This is a genomic window from Pseudomonas sp. GXZC, from assembly GCF_026967615.1.
GTDB lineage: Bacteria > Pseudomonadota > Gammaproteobacteria > Pseudomonadales > Pseudomonadaceae > Aquipseudomonas > Aquipseudomonas azotoformans_A.
Window position 1 is genome coordinate 3,287,245 of record NZ_CP114115.1, and the last position, 16,728, is coordinate 3,303,972.

Below are 16,728 nucleotides of genomic sequence, written 5' to 3' on the forward strand. Positions count from 1 at the left end.
TCATGTTCAGTTCTGGAACAAACAGGCCTCGGATAACTTCTTGTAGCTCACGTGCTGCACTTCACCGGCCTTGTCCAAAAACTTGATCTCGGCCTTGATAACCTTGCATTCACGGGTATCCGGTTCGGTCATGGCAATCACTTTCTGGATGTCCATGGGCATGCCGTACCGATAGGGCACAGCTTTGGATTCAGCCTGGGCCATGGCCGATACGGTGGTGAGGGCGAGGGTGCAGCCGAGCAGAAATACGTTGCGCATTTTCATGAGGTTTCTCCGTCAGTGGTCCGGGTCATCAGCGTGATGAATCGGCGGCCGCACCTTCAGCCGATGGCCATGGAGGTGCGGTCGAAGCCACTGTTGTCTCCCAAGCTTAACCATTGATTAAATTGGGGTTTTTGAGAAAGATCCTACATGTTTACGGGGTTGATTCCCGCTGTATCGTCTGACGGCTTACGGCTCAGTTCTGGAAGTCGCAGGCTTCCGACATTTTCCGATAGCTCACGTCCTCAACCTTGCCCGCCTTATCCAGGAACTTGATATCCGCCTTGATGACTTTGCATTCATCGGTGGGCGTTTCGTTCATGGCCAGGACCTTGTCGATGTTCATCGGCATGCCGTATTGGTAAGGCACGGGTTTGACAGTGGCGCCTTGGTCGTCGGCCTGGGCCAGGCCTGATACTGCGGCCAGCGCCAAGGCGCTGCCGAGTACGAGAGTGCGCAGTTTCATGGTGGTTCTCCGCAACAAGTGGGTACAACTTCACTGTCGGCGTGCGGGATTAACCATCGATTAATTTTTAGCTGGCTGACAAAACCTTCATCCAAGCTGCTGGCGATAGGGCAGGTCGGGGCCGGTCTTGGTGCAGGTCAGTGCGGCGGCGCGGATGGCGAAGCCGAGCATGGTGTCGATCTGCGCACGGGTGAGTTGTTGCAATCCGTCCACTGAGTCCAACTGCTGCTCGGTCAACCAGGCAATCAACGCCGCCTGGAAGGTGTCGCCAGCCCCCACTGTATCGGCCATCACCACCTTGACTGCCGGTGCAGACCAGTGGCCATGTTGGCGGCTGAATACGCTGGCGCCGTCGCCGCCACGGGTGAGGAACACCAATTGGCAACGGTGTTGCAGCCAGCCCTGCAGCACGCTTTCTGGCGACTGCTCGGGATAGAGCAGGTGCAGGTCTTCGTCGCTGACCTTGATCAGGTCGGCATGCTTGACCAGTTCTGCCACACGGTCGCGCCACAGCTGGATATCCGGCTGCGGGTTGAGCCGCACGTTGGGATCGAGGCTGATCAGGCGCTTGCCGCTTTCACGCTTGACCAGGCTCAGCAAGGTGTCGCCGATGGGTTGCACCACCAGGGAGAACGAGCCGATGTGCAAGCCACGAATATAATCGCCCAGCTCGGGCAGGTGGGCGACTTCCAGCAGTCGGTCGGCGCAGCCTTCGCCGCGAAAGTTGTACTGCGGTGAGCCATTGGCGCCCACGGCGACCATCGACAAGGTGGTCGGCGCGGCGAATTCCACCAGGAACTGCTCGCTGACCCCTTCATCCTTGAGCACCTGCAACAAGCGGCGGCCCAGGAAGTCGGTGGAAAGCCCACCGAACAAGCCCGCCTCGACACCCAGGCGGCGCAAGCCGACCGCGACGTTGAACGGCGAACCGCCGGCAATTGCCTTGTAATTGACCTTGGATGCCTGCCCGCTGGCATCTTCCTCGCTGAAAAAATCAAACAGCGCTTCACCACACACCAAATACATAGTCGTTCGCTCTTAAAGGGTTGCCACGAGCTGTTGATAGCGCTCGTAGGCGTGTTGATACGCGCTGACGCTGGCCGCCACCGGCAGCGTACGGCTGGCCGGGTCGACGCTCACACATTTGTCGCACAGGCTGGCCAGCGACTCGCCGGACTGGCTCCACGCCGCCTGGATCGCCGCGCCCAGGGCGGCGGCTTCACTTTGTTCGGTGCAGACCACTTCGGTGTTCATGATATCGGCGACCATCTGCCGCCAGACCGGGCTTTTCGAGCCGCCGCCGATCAAGCGGATGCTCTGGCTTTGCAGGCCGGTCTGGCGCAGCAGGTCGAGGCCGTAGCGCAGGCCGAAGGTGGTGCCTTCGACCACCGCGCGGCACAGGTTGGCGCGGGTCAGGTTGGTCATGGTCAGGCCGTGCAGGCTGCCGGTGGCGTGGGGCAGGGCGGGCACACGTTCGCCGTTGAGGAACGGCAACATGCTCACGCCGTCGGCGCCTATCGGTGCTTGCTCGACCAAGGCGTTGAACGCAATCAGGTCGAGATCGAACAGCTCGCGGATCACTCCGGTGGCGTTGGTCAGGTTCATGGTGCAGATCAACGGCAACCAGCCGCCGCTGGACGAACAGAAGGTGGCGACCGAGGCCTGTGGGCTGACGTTGGGCTGGTCGGCAAACGCGTACACCGTGCCCGACGAGCCCAGGCTCATGGTGATCACGCCAGGGGCAATGTTGCCGGTGCCGATGGCGCCCATCATATTGTCGCCGCCACCGCTGGAGACGATGGCGTTGGGGTTGATACCCAGCCGTTCGGCAATCGCCGGAAGAACGGTGCCGACGCTCTGATCGGCCTCAATCAGCTGCGGAAGGGCCTTTTCAAGACGACCGCTCGGGTCGATGTGCCTGAGCAGCGCCACATCCCACCCACGGCTGCGCACGTTGAAGTAGCCGGTGCCCGACGCATCGCCGTATTCCGCGACGGCGCGGCCGGTGAGCCAGTAGTTGAGGTAGTCGTGGGGCAGCAGGATATGCGCGATGCGCGCAAAGATGTCCGGGTGCTGTTCGCGGGTCCACAGCAGCTTGGACACGGTGTAGCCCGGCGCAATGGCCACGCCGAGGCGTTCCAGGGAGCCGCTTTCGCCACCCAGGTGCTGCAAGAGGCGGTCGTTCTCGGGTGTGGTCTCGGTGTCGCACCACAGTTTGGCCGGGCGCAGTACCTGGCCCTGGTCATCCAGCAGCACCAAACCATGTTGCTGGCCGGAGACGCCGATGCCGAGGATGTCCTGGCCGTCCACGCCGGCCTGTTGCAGGGCGCGATGGGTGGCTTCGGTAAAGGCGTCGAGCCACTCCTGGGTGTCTTGTTCGCGGCGACCATTGGCGCCGCTGATCAAAGTGTGTGCCGCTGCGCCCAAGCCCAGCACCTTGCCGCTGGTGGTGTCGAGGACGATGGCCTTGGTGCCTTGGGTGCCGCAGTCGATGCCGAGAAACAGGTTTTGCTGGGTCATGGGGAGGGCCTTCAATGGATGTTGGCGAGTAACCGTTCCAGGGTCCTGCTGACACCCACTTCCTGCAGGCTCCTGTAGCACCGCTCGAACGCTGCCACAAACTCAGGCGAATTGGGAATAGCCTTGCCAAAAATCTCTTCCACCCCCAGCAAACGTTGGCTGATCAACGCATCATCACTCACCAGCCCCTGGCAAAACGCTGCACGCGGATCCGGGATGGTGTAGCTCACCCCGTTCTCGTCCACGCCCTTCAAATACAACGCCCACGCCGCAACGACCAACGCCGCGCGCTCAGTCTCGCGCCCATCGGCAATCAGGCGGTTGATGGTCGGCACGGTGAACTTGGGAAACTTCGACGAGCCATCCGAACACACGCGTTCCAACTGGTCGGCAATCGCCTGGTTGGAGAAGCGGTCCACCAGCGTCTGCTTGTAGTCCGTCAGGTCGATGCCCGGCACCGGCGCCAGGTTCGGCGTGACGTCCAGGTCCATGTAGGCGCGCATGTAGGCGACAAACACCGGGTCGTTCATGGTCTCGTGCACAAACCGATAACCCTTGAGAAACCCCAGGTAGGTCAGCGCCAGGTGGCTGCCGTTGAGCAGGCCGATCTTCATTTCTTCATAGGGCGTGACGTCGTCGGTGAACTGCACGCCGACTTGTTCCCAGGCCGGGCGACCGTTGACGAACTTGTCTTCCAGCACCCACTGCACGAATGGTTCGCATACCACTGGCCAGGCATCGTCGATGCCGTGGTCATCATGCAACTGCAGGCGATGCGCGGTGCTGGTCATCGGTGTGATGCGGTCGACCATCGCATTCGGAAAGCTCACATTGGCCTTGATCCAATCGTGCAGCTCGGCGTTGTGCAACGCGGCAAACGCCAACAGGGCTTTACGCGTCACGGCGCCGTTGTGCGGCAGGTTATCGCAGGACATCACGGTAAATGCCGGGGTGCCGGCGGCGCGGCGTTGGGTCAGGGCGGCGCAGATAAAGCCAAACACGGTCTTGGGTGCGCTCGGGTGCGCCAGATCATGCTGGATCTGCGGCAGGTGGGCCATGAACTCGCCGTTGCTGTCGTCGATGCAGTAGCCGCCTTCGGTGATGGTCAGCGAGACGATACGGATCGCCGGGTCGGCCAGTTTGTCGATCAGCGCCTGGGCGCCGTCTTCGGCCAGCAACATGTCACTGATCGAGCCGATCACGCGCACTTCGGTGTCGTCGGTATCGCCCAGCTCATACAGGGTGAACAGGTAGTCCTGGCCGGCCAGGTCGTCGCGGGCCTTGCGGTCTTCGGCACGCAGGCCGACACCGCAAATGCTCCAGTCCAGGCCAACGCCGGTGTTCATCAGCACGTCGGTGTAATAGGCCTGATGCGCGCGATGGAAACCGCCGACGCCGATATGGGCGATGCCTTGCGTGGTGCTGGCAATCGCGTAGGCGGGCAGTTTCACGTGTGGCGCCAACTGGGTGAGGTTTTGTTTATTCAGTTTCATCAGCAAAGTCTCGCGAAATCAGGCGGCAGCGCGCAGTGGGCGGGCCACGGCAACACCGTCGGTGTCGAACAGATGGCAGTGCGCCGGATCCAGGTGCAGGTGCAGCGTTTCGCCGTACTGGCTGGCCATGTCGCCACGGATCCGCATGGTCAGCGGCTCGCCGTTGGCGGTGTTGACGTGGCAGAAGGTGTCGCTGCCCAAGCGCTCGCCGACGTCGGCGGTGACGGTCAGGGTGGTTTGGCCGGGCGCGGCGATTTCCAGGTGTTCCGGACGAATGCCCAGGGTCACCGCGCTGCCCACGCTCAAGGTGGCACCGCTCAGTGGCAGGCTGATCAGCGTGCCAGCGTCCAACTGCACTTCGCAGCTTTGACTTTCAACACGGGTGATGTTGCCCTTGAGGAAACCCATCTTCGGCGTGCCGAGGAAACCCGCCACGAACAGATTGGCCGGCTGGTGGTACAGCTCCAACGGCGAGCCGACTTGCTCGATACGGCCACTGTTCAACACCACGACCTTGTCGGCCAGGGTCATCGCCTCCACCTGGTCGTGGGTCACGTAGATCATGGTCGCTTGCAGCTCTTTATGCAGGCGCGCCAGTTCCAGGCGCATCTGCACGCGCAGGGCGGCGTCGAGGTTGGACAGCGGTTCGTCGAACAGGAAGATCTTCGGGTTGCGCACAATCGCGCGGCCGATTGCCACACGTTGGCGCTGGCCGCCAGACAGCTGCTTGGGCTTGCGCTCCAGCAACGGGCCCAGCTCCAGGATGCGCGCCGCTTCGCTGACCTTGCTCTCCACCAGCTTCTTGTCGACACCGGCCAGGTCCAGGGCAAACGACATGTTCTTGCGTACGCTCATGTGTGGGTACAGCGCGTAGGTCTGGAACACCATCGCCAGGTCACGCTTGGCCGGGGTCACTTCGGTGATGTCGCGACCGTCCAGTTCGATAGTGCCTTCGCTGACTTCTTCCAGGCCGGCGATCAGGCGCAGCAGGGTGGATTTACCGCAGCCCGACGGGCCGACGAACACCACGAACTCCTTGTCGTTCACTTCCAGGTCAATGCCCTTGATGATGGAAAAGCCTTCGAAGCCTTTTTGCAGATTCTTGATTTTCAGGTTGGCCATGATGGGCCTCCGCTAGGAATTATTATTTGACGGCGCCAAAGGACAAACCGCGCACCAGCTGTTTCTGGCTGATCCAGCCAAAGATCAGGATCGGCGCGCAGGCCAGGGTCGACACGGCGGACAACTTGGCCCAGAACAAGCCTTCGGGGCTGGAGTAGGAGGCGATCAGCGCAGTCAACGGCGCCGCGGCGGACGAGGTCAGGTTCAGCGACCAGAACGCCTCGTTCCAGCACAGGATCAGCGACAGCAACACGGTGGAGGCCAGGCCGCCCTTGGCAATCGGCAGCAGCACGCGGACCATTTCCTGCCACAGTGTGGCGCCATCCAGGCGGGCGGCTTCGAGGATGTCCTTGGGGATGTCCTTGAAGTAGGTGTAAACCATCCACACCACAATCGGCAGGTTGATCAGGGTGTAGATGATGATCAGCGCAATGCGCGTGTCCAGCAGGCCAAAGCTCTTGGCCAACAGGTAGATCGGCATCAGCACGCCCACTGGCGGCAGCATCTTCGTGGACAGCATCCACAGCAGCGTGCCTTTGGTGCGTTGGGTTTCGTAGAAGGCCATGGAGTAGGCGGCCGGCACCGATATCAGTAGGCACAGCGCCGTTGCGCTGAAGGAAATCAGCACCGAGTTCCACGCATAGCTGAAGTAATTGCTGCGCTCGTTGATGTGCAGGTAGTTCTCCAGCGTCGGCGTGAAGATGAACTGCGGCGGCGTGGCGAACGCATCGATTTCGGTCTTGAAGCTGGTCAGCACCATCCAGAAGATCGGGAAGAAGATCAGGATCGCGATGGCCCAGGCCAACGTGCCGAGCAACAGGCTTTGCAGGCGGCGGGATTGTTGAAGCGTCATGGCGCGGCCCTCAAGGCTTGTCAGTCAGGTTTTTGCCGATCATCCGCACCAGGATGATCGCCGCGATATTGGCGATGACCACGGCAATCAAGCCGCCGGCCGAGGCCATGCCCACATCGAACTGCACCAGCGCCTGGTTGTAGATCAGGTAGGCGAGGTTGGTCGAGGCGTAGCCGGGGCCACCGTTGGTGGTGGTGAAGATCTCGGCGAATACCGAGAGCAAAAAGATCGTCTCGATCATCACCACCACGGCAATCGGGCGGGCCAGGTGCGGCAGGGTCAGGTGCCAGAAGATCGCAATGGCACCGGCACCGTCCAGGCGCGCGGCTTCCTTTTGTTCCTGGTCGAGGGACTGCATGGCGGTCATCAGCAGCAGGATCGCGAACGGCAGCCACTGCCACGACACGATGATGATGATCGACAGCAACGGGTAGTGCGCCAGCCAGTCCACGGGTTCTGCGCCGAAGAACTTCCACACGGCGGCGAGAATCCCCGAGACCGGATGGAAAATCAGGTTCTTCCAGATCAGCGCACCGACGGTGGGCATGATGAAGAACGGCGAAATCAGCAACACCCGCACCAGGCCGCGGCCGAAGAACTCACTGGCTTCGAGCAGGGCGCTGATCAGCACACCGAACACCACGCTGATCAGCAGCACACTGCCCACCAGCAACAAGGTATTGGTGGCGCCGGGCAGGAAGCCCGAGTCGGTGATGAAATAGGTGAAGTTTTCCAGCCCAACGAATTGGTTTTCGCCGGGGTAGAGCAGGTTGTAGCGGATCAGCGAAAAGTACAGGGTCATGCCCAGCGGCACGATCATCCACAGCAGCAGCAAGGCCACCGAGGGGCTGACAAGGAACCAGCCGGGGTTGGCCAGGCGGTTTTTGGCGGGTGTATTCATGGTATTCAAGGCCAGTCGATTACATGCAGAACCAGAGTCGGAGCGCGATCAAATGTGGGAGCTGGCTTGCCTGCGATGGCATCACCTCGGTGTAACTGACAGACCAAGTTGTCTGCATCGCAGGCAAGCCAGCTCCCACAAAAGCCTTGCTCCCACATTTATGGTGGTGAGCCTGGACTATTTGGGATACCCGGCCCGCTTCATTTCACGCTCGGTGGTGGTCTGCGCGGCAGTCAGTGCGGCATCCACCGTCTGCTGACCGGTCAACGCACCCGAGAAGAACTTGCCGACCTGGGTGCCAATCGCCTGGAACTCAGGAATGGTCACCAACTGGATACCGACATACGGCACCGGCTTGAGCGTCGGCTTGGTCGGATCCGCGACTTTCAGCGATTCCAGGGTCACCTTGGCAAACGGCGCGGCCTTCATGTACTCGTCGCTGTAGGTTGACTTGCGCGTGCCTGGCGGTACGTTGGCGATGCCATCGGTCTTGGCGACCAATGCGCCGTATTCCTTGGAAGTCGCCCAACTGGTGAATACCTTGGCAGCGTCCTTGGCCTTGGAACTGGTCGGGATCGCCAGGCTCCAGGAGTACAGCCACGAAGTACCCTTATCGGTCTTCTCGTGCGGGGCAAAGGTAAAGCCGACATGGTCAGCCACTTTGCTCTGGGTCTTGTCGGTGACGAACGAGCCGGCCACGCTGGCGTCGACCCAGATCGCGCACTTACCGCTGTTGAACAGCGCCAGGTTTTCGTTGAAACCGTTGCTGGAAGCACCCGGTGGGCCGGATTTCTTCATGTTGTCGACGTAGAAGTTAAGCGCGTCTTTCCATTCTGGACCGTTGAATTCCGGCTGCCACTTCTCATCGAACCAGCGCGCACCGTAGCCGTTGGCCAGTGTGGTGATCAGCGCCATGTTTTCACCCCAACCGGCTTTGCCCCGCAGGCACAGGCCGTATTGCTCTTTGGTCTTGTCGGTGAGTTTGCTGGCGAATTCGCCGATCTGGGTCCAGGTCGGGTGCTCGGGCATGGTCAGGCCGGCGTCCTTGAACAGGTCGGTGCGGTAATAGGTGATCGAGCTTTCAGCGTAGAACGGCAGGGCGTACAGCGAGCCCTTGACGGACAAACCGTCACGCACCGAAGGGAACACATCATCGAGGTCGTAGGACGCCGGCAGATCCTTCATCGGCTCCAGCCAGCCCTTGGCACCCCACAGTGCAGCTTCGTACATGCCGATGGTCAACACGTCAAACTGCCCACCCTGGGTGGCGATATCGGTGGTCAGGCGTTGGCGCAGCACGTTTTCTTCGAGCACCACCCAGTTCAGCTTGATCTCCGGATGCTCGGCCTCGAAGGTCTTCGAGAGCTTTTGCATGCGGATCATGTCGCTGTTGTTGACGGTGGCAATGGTCAGGGTCTGCGCGCCAAGGCTGACGGCGCTGAGGGTCATGCAAGAAAAGGCAATTAGAGCTTTTGCTGTGAACTTCATCGCGCACTCCATCTCCGCGCCCAGGGGCTACGGAAGGACAGTTATTGTTGTTGTGTCTTCCACGACAGCTGGAAGAGTGTGCGTTGATTACAGCCTTCAAATGGCGTTGTGACAAATCCTTGGGAACACTGCGGCTGATACTTTTTTGCACTGAGCTTGCAAGGCGGACACTACCACTCAGAGAGGGCGCCAACCTGTGAGTTCTGACAGTAGACGCTAAAAGGTCGCGGAGGGTTAATGGTATGGCACAACCCAACCAGGAGATGTTTATGAACTGTTCTCGCGTAAACCTCAAAAACAACACGCTTTATAAGATCGCATTGGGCTTGGTCGTTGCTGTTTCGATCAGTGCCTGTACAACAGAACCTACTCCCCCAGTCGAAACCAATGAACTGCCCTGTCGAGTGGCGGGCTATTTTAAAAGTCAAGATAGGGTCGGTGGGTACTACCGCTGTGTATGGAATGATCGCGATCAACGATGGACTCAATACCCTTTTACCTGCGCCTCGGGTCTGGAATTCAGCGAGCCGTTACAAACCTGTGTAAGGCCCTGATCTTCCCGCCAGGTTTGGCCTTAGTAAGATGAATAAGCGAGTGCACAGGGATCAGTACATGTACTGATCCCTGTTTTTTTGCATTTGCCTCAAATCGGATAAGGGGTCTGGATAATGCAAATATCATCCAGGTCGTAGACCCCGCCGGTGGTTGGGTTTCTGAAGGCTATCGACGCGACAAACGGGTTGCCGGGCAAGTAGCCTAGCGGGATGTCGACATTCAGCCAGGTATTGATCGCGGGGACCTGAGGCGTGCTTCTCAGTGTGCCCAGATGGATTTCAAGGAACGTTGGCGCGCCAATGGTGGCAAACTTGTTGATCCGATACCTGAAACTGATCCGGTAATAGCCTGCGGTGGCAGGCGTCAAGGTTTTGTACAGTCGGGCCCCATTGCCAGTAAGGGGGCCTGCCTGCCAAAAGAAGTTGCCATTGGGTTCGCGTCGGATGCCCGCATTAGGCCACTCACTGAGCCAGTAATTCACGTAATTGTCGGTGAACGACGTGCAGTCGTGGATCATCACGCTTCTAATTGTGTAACGCGTTGGCGGGAACTCAATCGCCCGCAACTCATCCCTGATACCGTTGAGCGCCACCTTCAACTGCAGGGTCAGCAGGCTGCCATTTCCAAGGTTGTGCAGGTAACTGCTCAACACTGTTTCCAGGTGATAACGCTGGCTGATCCAGGCAGCGTCTACCTCGCCATTGACCGTACCGTCCAGCAGGGTCAAGTTGAACGCCTTACCGTCGCGGTCGGTACCGAACAACCTGAGCCATACAGGTTGGTGCCGGGCAATGAATGGCCATACCCCCGCCCGAGCTGTGGCGTTACCGATCGTGTCCAAATCGATTATGCCGGCCGGTGTGGCTTCATCGATCTGCAGCACGGTTTTTTTCAGCTCGGCTTGAGACAACGGATCAAGATTCACCGTGAGCAAGACAGAGGGCCGGGTATCCTTACCTTTGGTTACCGTGTACCTGATCGTGAATTGGGTCCTGGTACTGCCGATATTGGCGGCAATCAATGCGGCGGGCAGGGGCACATTGACGGTGCCATCGGTTTCCCCATAAATCGGCCCGATCGTAGCCGAGCCGGCGCCGGCGCTGCCTAGAACTTCCACATCGATCCTGTCGGTGGTGCTCATCGGACCATAGCTCACCCGCAGATTTGCACCGTTTTGTGCATCCTGCGCTGCCAATGTCACCAACGTGCCGGAACCGCTTGCTTCTTCCAAGATGGGCACCGGGTACTGCGCAGGCAAGGCGCTGACGGTGTAGTCGCGTTGCAAAAACCGTGCGGCATTGGACAGGTCCGAGCTCTGGTCGAAGGTGACGGCACAGCGCATGCTCAATTGCGTACCGTCCTTGAGCTTGCGTATTTCTGCAATGGGCGCCAGTGGATGACGGCCGTTCTGCTCGCCGTCCAGCCCTACCAGGTCTCCATAGTCGAAGGCATGGTAGAACTGTTTGTCGTCTGCGTAGGTGCCGAACAGTTCGAACCACACCCGCTGAAAGCGATGGATGAAGAACCAGCGATCGACAAGGGCGCGTTCGGTGCCCTTCAGTGTGCTGAGGTCGAGCACCGCATCCAATGCATGGCCTTCCAGATAGGGTTTGGAGAATGGCGGTGGTAACAACTCCAGGTTCAACACCGGCGATGGCCTTCTGTGCAGGCCCTGGATTACGGTGTACTGCACCTGGATAAAGTGCCCCTTCTCCTGGATGTTGGCACCCACTACATCAGGGGCGATGTCGGTGTACACGACCTTCGAAGTATTGCCATTCTGGGTTTCGCAATAGGTACCAATTCCCGGGATTCCGCTCCAGCAGGTCTCGACTTGGTCGGTGGGCCGCAATTGCGCAATATTGGCCACGACGGTCGCTCCCCCTGTTGCGGCAACTGCCGCCAGTTGGTCGGGGTAGCGGGTTGCTTCTGCGACTTCCGGTCGTATCAGCGTGAGTGCTTTTCCTACAGTGATAAGCAAAACATCGGAAAAACGTTTCGCGCTGCCATCCGCCGGTTGCAGTGTGTAGCTGAGACGAATTTCCCCATCGTTATTGGCAATGGCATATTTCGCGTCTACCGGAAGCACGACCTGCCTGCCTGCCGTCGATGAGTTCAGTTTTATGTCATCACTGGTGGAACCGTTGCTGGCAGAACCTCTCAAAAACCATTCAAAAATGTCGCCGGGCGCCGTACGCGTTTCGGTCAAGGTCAAGTTGAGCGTGGTGCCAATAATGCTATCAATGTCCAAATTGTTGAACAGGTCTACATATTGCAGTTTCGGTGCAGGCATCGAGCGTACGGCTGCGCCGAAGGTCACTTCCAGAACCTCGGACTTGCGTACCGTCTGAATGCCTGAGCCCATGATCCGCATCCGGCCATCGTTGATGAGGTAGAACACGCGGACCAAACCCAGACCGATGAAACGCGAAAACTGCTCCTGGAGCACTGTGCGCGGGGGCGGAGGTGGCTCTTTCGCGCCAGCCAGCAATTCTTCTTCGTACTCGACCAACCTGCCTGTCGAGTCCAGGGCTTCCATGCGGAAGATCACGCTCCAGTCAGCGTCATAGGGGGAGATTTTTTTCGGAAAAAGAGCCTGGAAGTAGGGGGTTGATGGGTCAATAAAACCACCTTCGTTTTTATCGATGGTCATTGCAGACATCGACTTTTTCGTGCCGGAAACTGGGACGTTCAAGCGTCGCGAGGTTCCGAGGAGACCTCCAGTGGCGGTGGTCAGTGTGTAGAGCAATTGGAGGTGGCCATTGACCGCCATTTCAATATATTTAGGGTCAATGTCAGTGGTGGCCGACAGGCCGATTCGAGCGGGAAACGCGGGTAATGGGGTGGCGGTATTCCCGCCGTCATCATCGAAGACGACGACTGTCAGGTGGATCAGCGTGCCGACAGGTGTGGTCGTGCCGTTGGCTAGGCGCTTGGGAACGAAGACCTCCCCTTTATAGGGGCCATCGCCCGCAAGGTCTACATTGACTTCTGTCACAGAGTTCCCGTTGACTACCAAATGCGGCCTTTCGAGCGCGTTCGGGTCCAGGTCCGCTTCTACATTCAGAGGCTTCGACCACTGCGGCACTTCCCCCGAATAGTTGAACACGATGTCGAAGATCCGGAAGTAAATCACCACCCAGCCACTGCCCCCGGCGATGATGGTTGACTCTGGCACATGCACGACAATCGACTTGATACCGTCGATGTGGTCCTGATCTATCTCCTGGAATACCTTAAACCCGTTCCACCAGGTCTCAATAGTGTCCCCCTTCGCCATGTTCGGATAAGGATCAACTGTCAAGTCCACGCCTTGCTCAGCCCGCTCGGGATCGATTACACCGTCCACCAGATCAGGCGGTAAATGGATGATCAGCCGCGAGTGATAATAGGGATTGGTGCTGACGCCGCCGGGGCGGTCGGTTTCGACAAGCCAGGTTTCATAAGGGGAGGTGCTCAGGGTGTCGCTGCCCACTCGCTTTACTTGGCCAAAACACGGATAGATATAGCCCCTCGGTACCAATCCTTCTGGGATCACCAGCGTGACAAAGTTCTTAGCCGGATCCAAATCTTCTTGCCTGATTTCATCGGCGGCAATGGCGTAAGTGAAACTGCCCATGAATAACTTGAACGTGTCGCCCTTATTGAAGTTGAACCACTTGCTGAAACGTACGGTAAGCCAGGGCTGCACCAGTCGAATGTTCAAACCGATTTTAGCGCCTGGAATCGGCTGCACTGCGTCGCTGACAAAGGGGGAGTCCAGCGGGTCGGCAATGACGGGGGGCTTTGGCCCATGGCGATGGGGCTTGCAGACAGGGCAGGGCAGGTTGGAGGACGTGAGTTTTTTCATAGTGAGCGCTCCTTATGCAGCATAAAGCTGGGTAAGGAAATCACACACCCCTCGGTGTGGCGCGTATAGCTGTCAAAGTTGACAGTAGCGACGGGTGGTCAGGCCAGGTTCTGCTCCGTCAATCGCTGCACTGCCAACCGACGGTAGTGCGACGGGGTCATGCCCTTGAGCTGCTGGAAGCGCCGATTGAAGTTGGAAATATTGTTGAAGCCCGACTCGAAGCACACATCGGTCACGGGTTTTTCGCCATCGGCGAGCAATTCGCACGACTTGCTGATGCGCAGGCGGTTGACGAATTCAACGAAGGTACGCCCGGTGGCCTGCTTGAACACCCTGGAAAAATAGGTGGGTTTCATCCCCAGGTAATCCGCCACCTCTTCCAGCGGCAAATCGCGCGCATAGTGGGCAAAGATGTAGTCCACTGCACGGTTGGTGCGGTCGATACTGTGCTCGTCGGCCAGTTGTGGCGTGGTCACTCCTGACAGTAGCTGGTAGTCCTCGCACGCGCTCAGCACCTCCAGCAGGATAAAGAAATGCCCCAGGCGCGCCATGCCCTGGGCGTCTTCGATACGCTGCATCAAAGTCATGGCTTGGGCGATGGTCTTTTTGCAGCGAAATTCGATGCCGTACTGAGCGCGCTCCAGCAACGGCGCCAGGCTCTTTAACTCGGTAAAAATGTGGCTGCCGTGCTCGAACAACTCATCGGTGAAGTTCACCAGCATGTCGCGCTTGGGCACCACCTCGTCTTCTTCCACCTGGCTGATCCAGTTGTGGGGCAGGTTGGGGCCAGTGAGAAACAGGCTTTCCGGGTAGAAGTTGCCGATGTAGTCGCCGATAAACACCTTGCCGGAACTGGCGACGATCAGATGCAGCTCGTACTCCTTGTGGAAGTGCCAGCGCACCAGCGGGCAGGGAAAGCCGTGCTGGCGATAGATGATGGACAGGCCGTTGTGGTCGTCCATCAGTTCGTAGGACGGGTCGGTGATACGCGTTGCTCGGGTCATGCTGCCGTCGCTTTATTGTGGTTGCTGCGTAGGATAATGCCCCGTCGCGCGTCACCTCGCCAGCTCCGGTGTTTATACGACGCGGTTTTTCGCCTCGATCCACTGGGACATATACTGCGTACTTTTATGCGCGTGATGGCGCAGCATGCTGCCGGTGAAGTTATCGCGTCGGTGGGCATTTAGCGTGCTGCGGCACTGTTCCAGGCAAGCCACCAGCGCCGGGCCATGGACGTTCTGGGCATAGCGGCGGGCCAGCAGTTGGCGGCCGTTTTCCTGGGCTTGGGTCCAGCGTTTGCGGTCCTGGTAGAGCGCTACCGCAGCCGCGGCCAGGGCCGGAGCGCTGTGTTCGATCACGCCTGGCCAAGGTTGCTCGTCGCCCATGGCCTCGGCGCCGATGGGCGTGGTGATGTTCGGTGTGCCGCAGAGCATCGCGTCCGCCAGCTTGCCCTTGATGCCGGCGCCGAAGCGCAAGGGCGCCAGGCAGATACGCGCGGCGGTCATGACTTGCAGGGCATCTTCGGCCCAGTTCATCACATGAAAGCCCTGAGCCGGGTTGTGCAAGGCGGTGGCTTTGGGCGGCGTGTAGGCACCGTAGATATGCAGCTGCGCGCCCGGCAATTGCTGGCGGATCAACGGCCACAGGCTGTTTTTCATCCAGAGCACCGCATCCCAGTTGGGCGCGTGGCGGAAGTTGCCGATGCTGAGGAAGTGCGCGCGGTCTTCAAACGGTGCGAACGGTTCGGTCGGCGGCTCCAGCATCAGTGGGCACCAGTGGAGCAGGGCGGCCGGCACCTTGAACTGTTCGGTGAGCAGGCGAATTTCCACATCCGAGATCATCAGGCTGATATCGCAGCGGTAGATCGCCGCGATTTCGCGTTTGGCCAAGTCGGTGTCGGCCATCAGCTGGAATTCTTCTTGCAGCGCCGGGGAAAACAGCGCGCTGAAGTCATCGCTGTCGGGGTGCGCCTTCAGGTGATCCTTGAACCGCTGGTGACGGGCGTCGCGCAGGCTCTGAAGGTCGGAGGTTTCCAGCACACGCAGGGCGCTTGGGCAGCATTTCTCGACGCGCCAGCCGAACTGTTCCTCCATCATGAATCGGTCGAACAGCACGATGTCCGGGGCCAGTTCGCGGATAAAGTCGTCGAAACTGCTGTTATTGAGTTCGATGGCGCATTCGGCGATGCCCAGCGCAGGCAAGTCGGCCTTGTGTTCGCCAATAGTGGCGGGGCTGCTGAAGGTGATGTCCCAACCTTGCGTAAGAAAACTCTCAAGGATTTGCATCATATGCCCGCCTGCGGCCGAGGAACGGGGTTCCGGCCAGACGTATCCAATGACCAGTACTTTGGTGGCAGGGGCACTCATCGACATCGTTTTCCTTGAGGGGCAGGGCGCAAAGCGCGCAATTAAACCATAACCTACGGCATGACAATTTATGTTTGGCGGTAGGTAGCCAACGTACTTTGTGGTTAACTTCGGCCTCTCGAATTCGTTAAACCCAAATCAGCATAAGGATTCCGTTCATGGCTCAAGTCACCCTTCGTGGTAACCCTGTCCAGGTTGAAGGCGAATTGCCGAAAACCGGTTCCACCGCTCCTGAGTTCAGCCTTGTTGCTGTCGACCTGTCGGAAGCGTCCCTGGAAACTTTCGCTGGCAAGCGCAAGGTTCTGAACATCTTCCCAAGCGTTGACACCCCGACCTGCGCCACTTCGGTACGCAAGTTCAACGCCCAGGCCAACGACCTGAGCAACACCGTGGTGCTGTGCATCTCCTCTGACCTGCCGTTTGCCCAGAAGCGTTTCTGCGGCACCGAAGGCCTGGACAACGTGCTGAGCCTGTCGGACTTTCGCAACGCCGACTTCGCAGTGGACTACGGCGTTTCCCTCGCCGACGGCCCTCTGCAAGGCCTGACCGCCCGCGCCGTAGTGGTGCTGGACGAGAACAACAACGTGCTGCACAGCGAACTGGTGCCAGAAATCGGCCAAGAGCCGAACTACGAAGCAGCCCTGGCTGTTTTGAAGTAACTGTTTCGGTACGTTACTGTCGTTTTGCAGTAACACGCTTGATGCATGATTGCGGCCTGGCCTAGTCCAGGCCGTTTTTATTTGTGGTTCAGATGCTTAGCGAAACGGCCGATGAACTAAGGTCAGAAGTTAAAAGTTGTAAGCCTAAGGTAAATAGCCGGTAAAGGCGCTTTTCTAAATGCGCCCCAGTGCTT

General features: G+C 59.0%; 14 protein-coding genes. 2 read left to right on the plus strand and 12 right to left on the minus strand.

All coding sequences use genetic code 11. The annotated features are described in order from the left end of the window. Nucleotides 1-6: 6 nt before the first annotated feature. From OZ428_RS15330 to OZ428_RS15370, 9 genes are all read right to left on the minus strand, one after another. Entirely contained in the window at nt 7-264 is a 258-nt protein-coding gene (locus OZ428_RS15330; protein WP_033901499.1) for a DUF2790 domain-containing protein, read from the minus strand. Between the two features lie 193 nt (nt 265-457). Continuing rightward, entirely contained in the window at nt 458-727 is a 270-nt protein-coding gene (locus OZ428_RS15335; protein WP_269133954.1) for a DUF2790 domain-containing protein, read from the minus strand. Nucleotides 728-814: 87 nt separating this feature from the next. Continuing rightward, entirely contained in the window at nt 815-1,753 is a 939-nt protein-coding gene (locus OZ428_RS15340) for a carbohydrate kinase family protein (protein WP_269133955.1), read from the minus strand. A 12-nt stretch (nt 1,754-1,765) separates the two neighbouring features. Beyond that, nucleotides 1,766-3,247 carry a xylulokinase gene (gene xylB / locus OZ428_RS15345; protein WP_269133956.1) on the minus strand — a complete coding sequence of 494 codons (1,482 nt, stop codon included), beginning with the start codon at nt 3,245-3,247 and terminating at the stop codon, nt 1,766-1,768. 11 nt (nt 3,248-3,258) lie between these two features. After that, nucleotides 3,259-4,740, minus strand: a complete 1,482-nt coding sequence (locus tag OZ428_RS15350) for a mannitol dehydrogenase family protein (RefSeq protein WP_269133957.1) — start codon at nt 4,738-4,740, stop codon at nt 3,259-3,261. Between the two features lie 18 nt (nt 4,741-4,758). Next, a complete protein-coding gene (locus tag OZ428_RS15355; protein WP_269133958.1) occupies nt 4,759-5,862 on the minus strand; it encodes an ABC transporter ATP-binding protein in 1,104 nt (367 codons plus the stop codon). Nucleotides 5,863-5,884: 22 nt separating this feature from the next. Continuing rightward, nucleotides 5,885-6,715: a carbohydrate ABC transporter permease gene (locus OZ428_RS15360; protein ID WP_003173672.1), complete on the minus strand. Its 831-nt coding sequence runs from the start codon at nt 6,713-6,715 to the stop codon at nt 5,885-5,887. Between the two features lie 10 nt (nt 6,716-6,725). Further along, nucleotides 6,726-7,616, minus strand: a complete 891-nt coding sequence (locus tag OZ428_RS15365) for a carbohydrate ABC transporter permease (RefSeq protein ID WP_032864136.1) — start codon at nt 7,614-7,616, stop codon at nt 6,726-6,728. 177 nt (nt 7,617-7,793) lie between these two features. Beyond that, the gene (locus OZ428_RS15370) at nt 7,794-9,065 is read right to left on the minus strand and encodes an ABC transporter substrate-binding protein (protein ID WP_371317970.1); all 1,272 of its coding nucleotides are present in this window, start codon (nt 9,063-9,065) and stop codon (nt 7,794-7,796) included. 308 nt (nt 9,066-9,373) lie between these two features. On the opposite strand from OZ428_RS15370, the gene OZ428_RS34720 reads away from it, so the two are divergent. Beyond that, nucleotides 9,374-9,658: a chitin-binding domain-containing protein gene (locus tag OZ428_RS34720; RefSeq protein WP_442964840.1), complete on the plus strand. Its 285-nt coding sequence runs from the start codon at nt 9,374-9,376 to the stop codon at nt 9,656-9,658. 89 nt (nt 9,659-9,747) lie between these two features. Here OZ428_RS34720 and OZ428_RS15375 read toward each other — a convergent pair whose 3' ends face one another. The 3 genes from OZ428_RS15375 to OZ428_RS15385 form a co-directional block, all read right to left on the minus strand. Beyond that, entirely contained in the window at nt 9,748-13,509 is a 3,762-nt protein-coding gene (locus OZ428_RS15375) for a hypothetical protein (protein ID WP_269133959.1), read from the minus strand. A 98-nt stretch (nt 13,510-13,607) separates the two neighbouring features. Continuing rightward, nucleotides 13,608-14,513, minus strand: a complete 906-nt coding sequence (locus OZ428_RS15380; protein WP_269133960.1) for an AraC family transcriptional regulator — start codon at nt 14,511-14,513, stop codon at nt 13,608-13,610. Nucleotides 14,514-14,585: 72 nt separating this feature from the next. Next, nucleotides 14,586-15,875, minus strand: coding sequence for a glycosyltransferase (locus OZ428_RS15385; RefSeq protein WP_269133961.1), 1,290 nt, complete (start codon nt 15,873-15,875; stop codon nt 14,586-14,588). A 158-nt stretch (nt 15,876-16,033) separates the two neighbouring features. Here OZ428_RS15385 and tpx point away from each other — a divergent pair, with 158 nt between their 5' ends. Continuing rightward, nucleotides 16,034-16,534, plus strand: a complete 501-nt coding sequence (gene tpx, locus OZ428_RS15390; RefSeq protein WP_016980349.1) for a thiol peroxidase — start codon at nt 16,034-16,036, stop codon at nt 16,532-16,534. Nucleotides 16,535-16,728: the final 194 nt, after the last annotated feature.

Excerpts from the sequence above, each read along its gene's own strand:
- OZ428_RS15330 (WP_033901499.1), bottom strand. The coding sequence starts at position 264 with ATGAAAATGCGCAACGTATTTCTGCTCGGCTGCACCCTCGCCCTCACC.
- OZ428_RS15335 (WP_269133954.1), bottom strand. The coding sequence starts at position 727 with ATGAAACTGCGCACTCTCGTACTCGGCAGCGCCTTGGCGCTGGCCGCA.
- OZ428_RS15340 (WP_269133955.1), bottom strand. The coding sequence starts at position 1,753 with ATGTATTTGGTGTGTGGTGAAGCGCTGTTTGATTTTTTCAGCGAGGAA.
- xylB (WP_269133956.1), bottom strand. The coding sequence starts at position 3,247 with ATGACCCAGCAAAACCTGTTTCTCGGCATCGACTGCGGCACCCAAGGC.
- OZ428_RS15350 (WP_269133957.1), bottom strand. The coding sequence starts at position 4,740 with ATGAAACTGAATAAACAAAACCTCACCCAGTTGGCGCCACACGTGAAA.
- OZ428_RS15355 (WP_269133958.1), bottom strand. The coding sequence starts at position 5,862 with ATGGCCAACCTGAAAATCAAGAATCTGCAAAAAGGCTTCGAAGGCTTT.
- OZ428_RS15360 (WP_003173672.1), bottom strand. The coding sequence starts at position 6,715 with ATGACGCTTCAACAATCCCGCCGCCTGCAAAGCCTGTTGCTCGGCACG.
- OZ428_RS15365 (WP_032864136.1), bottom strand. The coding sequence starts at position 7,616 with ATGAATACACCCGCCAAAAACCGCCTGGCCAACCCCGGCTGGTTCCTT.
- OZ428_RS15370 (WP_371317970.1), bottom strand. The coding sequence starts at position 9,065 with ATGACCCTCAGCGCCGTCAGCCTTGGCGCGCAGACCCTGACCATTGCC.
- OZ428_RS34720 (WP_442964840.1), top strand. The coding sequence starts at position 9,374 with ATGAACTGTTCTCGCGTAAACCTCAAAAACAACACGCTTTATAAGATC.
- OZ428_RS15375 (WP_269133959.1), bottom strand. The coding sequence starts at position 13,509 with ATGAAAAAACTCACGTCCTCCAACCTGCCCTGCCCTGTCTGCAAGCCC.
- OZ428_RS15380 (WP_269133960.1), bottom strand. The coding sequence starts at position 14,513 with ATGACCCGAGCAACGCGTATCACCGACCCGTCCTACGAACTGATGGAC.
- OZ428_RS15385 (WP_269133961.1), bottom strand. The coding sequence starts at position 15,875 with ATGAGTGCCCCTGCCACCAAAGTACTGGTCATTGGATACGTCTGGCCG.
- tpx (WP_016980349.1), top strand. The coding sequence starts at position 16,034 with ATGGCTCAAGTCACCCTTCGTGGTAACCCTGTCCAGGTTGAAGGCGAA.